The following is a 9317-nucleotide window of genomic DNA, read 5'->3' on the forward strand; positions in this document are numbered from 1 at the left end:
AGAAGTTGGCCACCTTGTAGGCCACAGATATATAGTTGTAAAGAGGTTAGGTATGCACCCTTCCATTCCTTACGGGCTATACGTTTAAAGCCGTTGGACTTAAACTTTTTAGCTCAACGAATCGCACGCCCCGGTGTTACAGTGACCACAGCCGTATACAAAGGCTTCATTTCAGCCCCTTCGTATGGCTGTTCTAATTGCTGCATCAGTTTTTCTGTATCAGGGTTCATAATTCCTCGCTTTTCCAACAATACTTCAAGTAGTATAATACTACAGAGCGGGGCAAAATTCGTGTAAAATCATGCCACATCTCCTGAAAGCTTTGTTATAGGTGTCCATAGAAGGTTCGCGTTATAAAGTGCAGGGTTGTAAAGTTTTGTAAGAGGACAATCCGTGGAGAAAGGACGAAAGTTATCGCTGCTCTTCTAAGTAGATTTATACGCTTAGTTTGAGTCTAACTCCGTGCGTATAATCTATAGTAAATATAATTAACAGGACTTACGCAAGGACACTATATATAGCGTATGATAAATAGAGCGATTGCTGACGCAAAGCTCCGCTAACGCTTAAAAATAGAGAGCGATCGCCTGAACAAAAACATTATCATAACTAATACTAAAGATAGGCTAGTCTAATTGATTTTAGCTCTATGATATATGGCTGATTGTAAATAAATTTTGCTCAAATACCCTGATTATTGTAGAATAATATTACTGTTAATTTGAGCTAACTGTCAGGAATTTTAACTATATTGATCCCATACCAATATTTGCTTAATTATCATACAAATTATACCATAACAAATTTAGCGAATCACCTAGAAAATATTAGTCATGACACAATAAATCGTTACTTAAGAAGAGAAAATTTTGATTCTCAGGAATTAGGTCGAAATGTTCAAAAAGAAATAGTAACTCATAAAGAAGGTTATTTAATCTTTGATGATACAGTTCTCGACAAGGAATATGGTAGTAAAATTGAATTAGTGCGACAACAATGAGCGTGGTAATGAGCATAAAGTAGTCCGTGGTATAGGAATAGTAAATTGTATATATTTCAATCCAAAAATAGAGCAGTTTTGGATAATAGATTATCGGATTTATGACCCAGATAGTGATAAAAAAACTAAAATAGATCATGTGGAGGAAATGATATTAAATGTAGCAAATAAGAAGAAATTACCATTTAAAACTGTATTAATGGAGAGTTGGTATCCAACAAAAAGATTAATGGCATTGGTAGATAATATGCGAAAAATTTATTACTGTCCTTTAAAAAAAAATCGCGCCCGTAGATGATACTGGAGGTGTGGAAAAATACAAAAATATTCGAGAATTAAGTTGGAGTGAATCGGAAAAAATATCAGGTAAAATAATTAAAATTAAAGGTTTTCCAAAAGATCAAAAAGTTAAGCTCCATAGGGGCAACTGTTTCTACCAACAGGACAGAATATATTGTAACAAATGACTTAGGTCAATCTTCGCTATTATGCTGTAGATATGAAGTCTCAAACCAGATGGAAGATTGAAGAATTTCACACCATAATTAAGCAATTAACACGCAAGCGAATTTTGTCAATGCCGTCTTGGTCAAATTCAAAAAAACCATATAGCTTGTGCTATGTTAGTCTGGAATTTTCTCATGCATGTTAGCAGTAAAAATAGGAAAAACTATTTACCAAGTTAAACATGAATTACTCTCAGATTATCTGACCCAAGAGCTGGAGAAGCCCACAATAAAATTCAGGGCTATCCTGATTTTCTAAGTATTTTTACTATAGTTTTAACAATGATAATTGTCTTGAGGCGTTAGCGGAGCTTTGCGGAGCGCAATCGCTCTCTATTTTTAAGCGTTAGCGGAGCTTTGCGGAGCGCAATCGCTCTATTGATCATACGCTATATATAGTGTCTTTGCGTAAGTCCTGTCTTTAATCCGATTTTCCATCTCACCTCTTGGACAGTATTTATCTGTATAAAGTTTGGAGGGTGGAATTTTTGACGCAGGCAAAGATGTCACAACGTGGCGCATTTTTAAGCCATCACTTCTATAACAAATTTTTGTAACAACTCTTCTGTGACAACTCCAGGAACTTTCCGTTTTGTAACAAATAGAACGATACCATGTTGAAATTGGGACTAATTTTTTGAATTCTTCTAAATCTTCATCTTTCTGAAAAAAACTATCCATTAATTCAGTTATTGGAGCGAGATTTTCTGAACACTCATGTTTAGCTTTTTCAATTACATCGGATGCTCGTAACTTTAATTGGCTATTTGTTCCCATAGCTATAACATAATCAACTTTGGGCTGTTGTTCACAAAAATGGAAGATTTCTTCACGAGCATAGGCACTATCCCCTCTAACTAGGATATGAGTTTCTGTCCATTTTTCTCTAAGGGACCTGATAATTCTTTGTAATTCCTCTAAGGCTCCTTCGGCTGGATCTACATTAGTGGTCTGTCAAGTTTGAATTGATGGGTAAAGTCGCTGTAGTTTGATGCGGGCATCTTCTGTTGTGAACCGCCAATCAATCCATGTTTGTTCCGCATTGCGTTGTTTCACCCAAACCTCAACTTCTTGGCTTAAGGTAGAAAAATCAGGTATTCTTCGGTTTAAGCATTGGCGAGAAAGGACACTCAGCTCAATTTCTGCCATATTCAACCAACTTCCGTGCTTTGGCGTGTAACACAAATCTAGGCGCTGGAGAATACGCCTAGCTTCTTGTGGTGGAAAAGCTTTATATAAAGAAGCAGGAGAGTGAGTATTGAGCTGATCCTGAACCAGGGTAATTCTAGTAGCATCTGGGAAGTAGTCATCCACTATTTCTTTCAGGAAATGGGCATAGTCAATCGCTGTTCTTCTTGATGTCACTTTAGCCATGCGCCATCCTTCTATGGGATTACAAACCGTGAAGATATTAGCAGTGCCATTACGTTTGTATTGATAATCATAACGTTGTTTTTGTCCTGGTTTTTGTTGAATTAGTTCAATTATTTCTTGAAACAGTTGTTTTAACTGTTCATCAAGGCAAATTACTGGACAATCTTGGTCATAAGAACGTTGATAGACTTCTAATACAGATTCCATGTGGTAGACAAATTCCGCATTCTGCTTTGGGGGAATCACCCAAGATTCTACTTGATGAGGCTTTAATTCGTTTTTTTTAGAGTTTTTCTGACAGTTTCATGACTAATTGTTTCGACATATCCCAATTCCACCATTTTGTCCGCCAGTAATCTTAAAGCCCATTTTCCTCGTCCTTGAGGAACTTCACTGCAAGCGAGCGCCAATAAATGTGCCTCTGAGCTTCCATCTAAGCGTCTGTGTTGACCTCCACCATGTTGATGACTTAATGCCACCTCTAGTCCTTGTTCAAAAAAACGCCTTCTGAGTCTTTCTATACTTGAGATACTTATATCTAAAGCCGAAGCGATCGCCCGATCTGACCATCCTCCATCTGGTTGATTTATATCAGCTTTCAGCAAAATACGAGCGTGGTTTACTTTATAAGCAGGATGCTTACCTGTGGTGGTCAATTTTAGCAGATAGTTTCTTTCTCCAGGAGAAAGGTCAACAATATATTTTTTGGGCATTAATCTGGGGTCAACGAATGTCCCTGAAATTATACCTTAATTACCCATCAATTCAAACTTGACAGACCACTAGTATAGGATACTTTTGGTTTTCATATTTTAGGACAAATGAATTAACTGATTGGATTTTTTTCGTTTCAATTAGATTCAAAATACTAATTGTAGCTTGCATTTCTAAAAAGATGCTTACCTGATTTTTATCGTCATAGAGGCGATTATAAACACTGGTATCTAAATAAACCCTAATCACCTGCGTGTTACCTCCTCAATCAATCGCGCTATGCAGATTTTTCAGCTTTAGGTTTTTTCTCAAATACTTGAATATTTGGATTCTCCAGTTTAAATCCATTCTCTGTGCTTTCTCCCATTTTTCCAGCAATAGCTCCTACCCATTGGGGATAATTCTCTGCTGCTTGTTGGAGCTTTTTAAACATTTTGGGCTTGAAAGTTATACTAACAATAATACCTTCAGCATCTAACTCAAACTTTTGCCATCCATTCTCAACGGTTTCTGCCTCTGGTAGTTCGGAAATCTTGAGAACCACTTCCATTTTTGCTACTACACTCATAATCTTTTCCTTTAAACTTATTGCTATAGTATGTTATATGTTATTTTAAATTTTTGTTTTTGTTTGGGTTAAGCTGTTCTACAGCTTAACCAGATATGCTGCTTTTTGTCAAGTTGCGAATCGCGTAAACGCCCATTAAATTACTTGACACGGTTTAAATTACTCACCATAAACATTCAACAATTTACCAGTTTCTTGCCTCAACTCTTTCAGATAATTTTGCAAGGCATCTTTACTATTTTCTTCGGTTACTAATTTATTAGAAAATGCTACTTTTAAAGCCTGGTCACAATTATTAAATGGAACAATCTTATTTTTCACATTTTCAAAACCAATTTCTTCTATATTTTTTAAGATTAACTGCTCCAAACACCAAACTTTCCCTTCTAGGGATTCTATTACATCAGTAAATCCTGAATTATTTAAAGCTTTTAGGCAACGTTTATCACCTGTTAATAAGTAATGACTGCCTCCCTGTTGATTGAGATAGCTAACATAGCTAATTAAAATTGCTTATCCTTGGTCAATTGTATTATTTTTAGCATCACTTTCTTGATTGTAGTTAAGCAGTTGATTATATAAATTTATGATACTGCTATTGTTAAAAGTTTCCTCAGAAAGTTTAGCTAAATTTTCAGTAAGTTTTAATGCTTTTTCTAGATTATATTTATCAACTTGGTCGCGACTTTTCTTACCTCTTTTTCGTTTGATTGGCTTACTGATTTTATATCTAAAGCTGTCTAGTATTTTGACTTGTTTTGGCTCTACATCAAGAGTGTTGAGGGTGTCTTCAAATAAATCACAAGTAGCTAGTTTGAGAATTATATCATTGTCGCGCACAGTAAAATGAACCAGGCAAAATTTAAACTCCTAACACCCTTTCTAAATACTCATAGTTTTCATCATTAAGTTTATCCCAATTTATTCTATCAGCTAAATATTCATTAATAATCTGTTGCCCTTTCGGCTCAGGGTCTAATTTATCTAAAGCTTTATTAGCAAATCCCCAATTATTGCGGTGATGCCAAGCATGATTTAGGACTATAAATTCTGGTTCAACAGTAGGATTTTCTTTTGCTTTTTCTTGAGCTAGTTTGATTAACTGTTCGTGACGATAAATTTTCTTGTCTCCTAAAGAATTATCACAATTATCTAATAATAACTCAGTGGCAAATTTATTAGCTTGATTTTCTTCATCATCATTATAATTAGAGTTAATTTCTTCATCTACTAATAGACCATCTTGTAAATGTCCTAATACTAAATGTCCTAGTTCATGGGCTAAATCAAAAGCTATAAGAGCAGACTGTGTATATGTTGAACTTAATATAATTACCGGACTATTTGATTGCCATTGAATTAATCCTGCTATTTTTTTGATTGTTTTAGACTCAGGAAAGTTATTAAAATAAGCAATAATAATTCCTTGACTCCAACAATACTTCAGTAAAGAAGTTAAATTAACTGTGGGAGCTAATTTTAATATGTCAGCTCTAATTTCTTTAACATTTGTAGGTAAAGGAGTAAAATTAACTTCTGTAGCAAATGCAATTAATTCAGCTACTCGACTGGCTAAAGCCTGAGCAACATCAGGGTATTTATTATGTTTGCTGCTACGTTGTTTAAATTTAGTCTGGGGTGGATGATTAAATTTAACTGTTTCTGTTTCATCTAACAAAGATTTTAAGTCAAGGTTGAGGCGATCTGCGATGTAACCTGCACCTTCTAAAACAGCAAAGGGTTTATTATTGAGTTCGTCATCCCACCAACTGGGTAAACCATTTGTTCTGATGTAGCTATTGTTAAAACCAAGGAGTGAAAGTTTAGCAATTAGGCTAGACATTGTTAGTGTTTTTGTCATGTTTTATCCTCCTTAATCTGCTAAAAAGTCAAAGTTTTATCCTTATTTTTATCATCATTTAGGGATAACTTTTTGGTGGTGGTGCATAGTAATGGTAGAGAGAGTGTGGGGGGATGGGGAGATGGGGGGATGGGGAGATGGGGAGATGGGGAGATTGAGAGATTGGGAGATTGGGAGATTGGGAGATTGGGAGATTGGGGGATTGGGAGTGTGGGAGAAATTAAAAAATATATATCTTCTACCATTACCATGCAGGACTACCAACTTTTTTATTATAACATTTTACAGCTTCTCTAGTTTTAGGGCAAGTTGTTTAAACCGAACACCGCAACCAACACCTCAAGAACTCCATCTAACCAAAACTAGCCAAGATGAACTAAGCTCACGCTCCCCAACTGCGACTAGGGGGAAAAGTAGCGAAGCTGTCACCAGGGGCAATAAGCGAAATTAAACCCTCTCTAAACATAGGTTTCAGAGCTTAAAATTTCTAAGATTTTTACTGAAGTGATAAGTTTTTATTATTGATTAGAAGTAGTATTATAAGGCTGACCGCAATAAGGACAGAAGCGAAATGTGAGAGACATAATAGGTTGATTGCAATTTGAGCAGCGATCGCACAAAGCAGTTCCACAAAACATACAAAACTTAGCCTTTGGAGAAAGCCACATCTCATCAGGAGGCGTTCCTGGAGTCCAACAAATCGGACAAAATTTCAAAGTATCAGAAGCAGAAACAGGAACCCCCTTAGAAACAGACTCCAGATACTCAGAAGGAATAGACAAAGCATAAGCCAAACCCCTCAAAGTCTTCTGATTTAATCTAGTAGTCTAATAGAGATTTGTGACAAGTAATGCCACTGTTGGTACATAGAACTAATAATACTCTGCACCAATGGAGTGAGACAAAGATGAAACGAGATTGGACATTAGAAGAGCTAGTGGAACATTGGACACTCCTACCTACGGAGTTGGCATTACTAGAACGCAAAACAGACAGTAGTCGGCTGGGATTAGCTCTCAATCTCAAGTTTTTTCAGCTAGAAACTCGTTTTCCTGAACGTTTATCAGACATTCCTCAAATGGTAATTAGCTATGTGGCCCAATTACTGAAAGTACCAGTTATATCATGTCCGGTTGAACAGTGATAAATAAATAACTACGGAGGAGTCAGGAGTCAGGAGTCAGGAGTCAGGAGTAAAGAGGGAAGAAAGAAGAAGAACTGGAGTTGAAGGAGAAAGTTTTTTTATAACTAATTATCCGGACATGATATTAAGTGTTCTTCTGACTATAATTGGCAAGGACGAACAATTAAATCTCATCGAGCTATTATTCGGAAATATTTAGGTTTTCGAGCGTGTTCAGTCAAAGATGCTCAAGAGTTGACTGAATGGTTGATTTCTCTAGTTTTGGTTTATAATCTCCAAGGGCTTTGTTGCATGAATGTTGCGATCGCACTTAAAAGTTGTTCTTCTAGCGAAGTGGCAGCGATGATTGAGGGGGTATTGCGTCACTGTACAAGTATGAAGGTAGTAGCAAAGGCTTTTTCATTTTTATAGTAAACATCCTTGGGCTTCTTTTTGTTGGAATTACCAAGGACTACCAACCATAGTAAACCCTGCCCAATAATAAGGATGAGATAAATTATGATTCTCCAGATTTTCTAATGCTGGAGGCAATGTCACCACCCCTTTCGTTCCACTTCCCCTTAACTTCCCATCTACAATAACCACCTCCCCTCGCAACATCGCCAACTGTGCCCTTCTCAATGCCTCTGCCTTAGTCTTGACATTATTCAAATGACTATAAAACTCCGTCATTAACCCCAATGTACCTTCATCATTCACATACCATACACTAGCTAACGCTGACTTCACTCCTGCTGCTATCGCTAACCCCGCAAAACCTAATTCCGCATTTCTATCCCCAAAAGCAGTACGACAAGCTGATAATACTAACAATTCAACAGCAGGTTCATTCCAACCAAGTTCTCTCATTTCATTTAACTTTATTTGTTCAGTTCCCCACAATTGAATGTAAGAATTACTGGCTTTTCCTGGGCGAAAATTAGCATGAGTAGCTAAATGAATAATCGGGTAAGGATTACTTTCTCTTTGAATAACTAAATTATCACGAGTAAAATCTTCATTGAGGAATATATCGCCCTGCCATAACTGTTGAGTAATATTTTCTAATTCTACGGGTACTGCTGGTAAGGAGTTTTGTTCAACAAATTCAGAAGCTCCCATTGCTAATACTTGAGTATCTTGAAGTGGGCGATAGTTAGTATCCATTAAACTCACACTAGGAATTAAACTGAGGCTGTATTTTTCTATCAGAAATTGTGTTCCATCATGTAATGCTGCCACAGGTAAAGTTCGTAAACCTTCATCCATACTAAATAGTAAAGTATCAATATTTGCTGCTTCTAATTCTGCTGATATAGGTGCAATGAGCCAATCATATAATTGTTGTGCTGGTGGCAGATAACTATCAGTATAACGACGAGTAGGATTTGTAATTTGTACGCGGAATTCTAACACAACTTCCATAAGTTGTTTTTCCTTGACATCGGCAAGAATTTTAATAATCGGCTCACGCTTTTTGGTGTATAATATTAATTTCAATTGTTCTTGGTAAACGTAAACATAAATAACTGCAGATTCTGTTCCGGTTTGATTTGCCATATCCTTTAATATTTCTCGGACGTTTTTTTCCTTGAGTAATTGTTCGCTCAAATCTTCTTCAAGGTAATCTGAATATTCGTTATTCCGGTTTTCTTCTAAAATATTTCTTGCTACTGGGTTTGCATTTGTGGTTACTGTTAGGGTATTGGTATTAATATTCTCAATTGTTGTTAATATTGTCTGAGTATCAGTTGTAATATTTATAGACCCTTGTGTTTGGTCTTTGGCAGTAGGGGTGTTTGCAGTTTGGTTGTTATTACTAGGGGTAGTAATTGAAATTACATCAGGATTGATAGGAGCAGGAATGTTAGGAGATTGGTTGTTATTACCAGGAAGATTAGGTGAAATTACATTAGGAGTATTAGGTGTAGGAATGTTAGGAGATTGGTTGTTATTACTAGGAATATTAGGTGAAATTACATTAGGAGTATTAGGTGTAGGAATGTTAGGAGATTGGTTGTTATTACTAGGAAGATTAGGTGAAATTACATTAGGAGTATTAGGTGTAGGAATGTTAGGAGATTGGTTGTTATTACTAGGAATATTAGGTGAAATTACATTAGGAGTATTAGGTGTAGGAATGTTAGGAGATTGGTTGTTATTACTAGGAA

8 protein-coding genes and 3 pseudogenes are annotated in these 9317 nt (G+C 36.2%); 3 read left to right on the forward strand and 8 right to left on the reverse strand.

Features of this window, described 5'->3' with window-relative positions; translation table 11 throughout:
* The first annotated feature begins 739 nt into the window (after positions 1–739).
* A pseudogene (locus F6K54_RS28040) lies at positions 740–1765 on the forward strand (IS701 family transposase).
* 155 nt (positions 1766–1920) lie between these two features.
* Here the strand turns inward: F6K54_RS28040 and F6K54_RS28045 are convergent.
* The 6 genes and pseudogenes from F6K54_RS28045 to F6K54_RS28070 form a co-directional block, all read right to left on the reverse strand.
* Positions 1921–2454, reverse strand: a pseudogene (locus F6K54_RS28045) (transposase); the annotation flags it as partial.
* 6 nt (positions 2455–2460) lie between these two features.
* Positions 2461–3593, reverse strand: a protein-coding gene (locus tag F6K54_RS28050; protein WP_293085016.1) for an IS630 family transposase whose coding sequence is annotated in 2 segments (ribosomal slippage) — positions 2461–3167 and positions 3167–3593 — 1134 coding nt in all. Because the reading frame shifts where the segments join, the coding sequence is not laid out codon by codon here.
* A gap of 278 nt (positions 3594–3871) precedes the next feature.
* A complete protein-coding gene (locus tag F6K54_RS28055) occupies positions 3872–4162 on the reverse strand; it encodes a fertility inhibition FinO-like protein (protein ID WP_293085019.1) in 291 nt (96 codons plus the stop codon).
* Positions 4163–4321: 159 nt separating this feature from the next.
* On the reverse strand, positions 4322–4531 hold the full coding sequence (locus F6K54_RS28060) for a hypothetical protein (RefSeq protein ID WP_293085022.1): 210 nt from the start codon (positions 4529–4531) through the stop codon (positions 4322–4324).
* A gap of 144 nt (positions 4532–4675) precedes the next feature.
* A complete protein-coding gene (locus F6K54_RS28065) occupies positions 4676–5002 on the reverse strand; it encodes a hypothetical protein (RefSeq protein ID WP_293085025.1) in 327 nt (108 codons plus the stop codon).
* A 22-nt stretch (positions 5003–5024) separates the two neighbouring features.
* Entirely contained in the window at positions 5025–6023 is a 999-nt protein-coding gene (locus F6K54_RS28070) for an ImmA/IrrE family metallo-endopeptidase (RefSeq protein ID WP_293085028.1), read from the reverse strand.
* 91 nt (positions 6024–6114) lie between these two features.
* Here F6K54_RS28070 and F6K54_RS28075 point away from each other — a divergent pair, with 91 nt between their 5' ends.
* The gene (locus F6K54_RS28075) at positions 6115–6474 is read left to right on the forward strand and encodes a hypothetical protein (RefSeq protein ID WP_293085031.1); all 360 of its coding nucleotides are present in this window, start codon (positions 6115–6117) and stop codon (positions 6472–6474) included.
* Between the two features lie 67 nt (positions 6475–6541).
* Here F6K54_RS28075 and F6K54_RS28080 read toward each other — a convergent pair whose 3' ends face one another.
* Positions 6542–6826, reverse strand: coding sequence for a zinc ribbon domain-containing protein (locus F6K54_RS28080; RefSeq protein ID WP_293085034.1), 285 nt, complete (start codon positions 6824–6826; stop codon positions 6542–6544).
* 104 nt (positions 6827–6930) lie between these two features.
* On the opposite strand from F6K54_RS28080, the pseudogene F6K54_RS28085 reads away from it, so the two are divergent.
* Positions 6931–7578, forward strand: a pseudogene (locus F6K54_RS28085) (DUF4158 domain-containing protein).
* A gap of 30 nt (positions 7579–7608) precedes the next feature.
* Here the strand turns inward: F6K54_RS28085 and F6K54_RS28090 are convergent.
* Positions 7609–9317 (reverse strand): CHAT domain-containing protein (locus tag F6K54_RS28090; protein WP_293085037.1); only part of this gene is annotated, 1709 nt, incomplete at its 5' end.

The organism is Okeania sp. SIO3B5, from assembly GCF_010692555.1.
GTDB lineage: Bacteria > Cyanobacteriota > Cyanobacteriia > Cyanobacteriales > Microcoleaceae > Okeania.

Coding starts and splice junctions, on each gene's coding strand:
- F6K54_RS28075 (WP_293085031.1), top strand. CDS start 6,115: ATGGTAGAGAGAGTGTGGGGGGATGGGGAGATGGGGGGATGGGGAGAT.
- F6K54_RS28070 (WP_293085028.1), bottom strand. CDS start 6,023: ATGACAAAAACACTAACAATGTCTAGCCTAATTGCTAAACTTTCACTC.
- F6K54_RS28055 (WP_293085019.1), bottom strand. CDS start 4,162: ATGAGTGTAGTAGCAAAAATGGAAGTGGTTCTCAAGATTTCCGAACTA.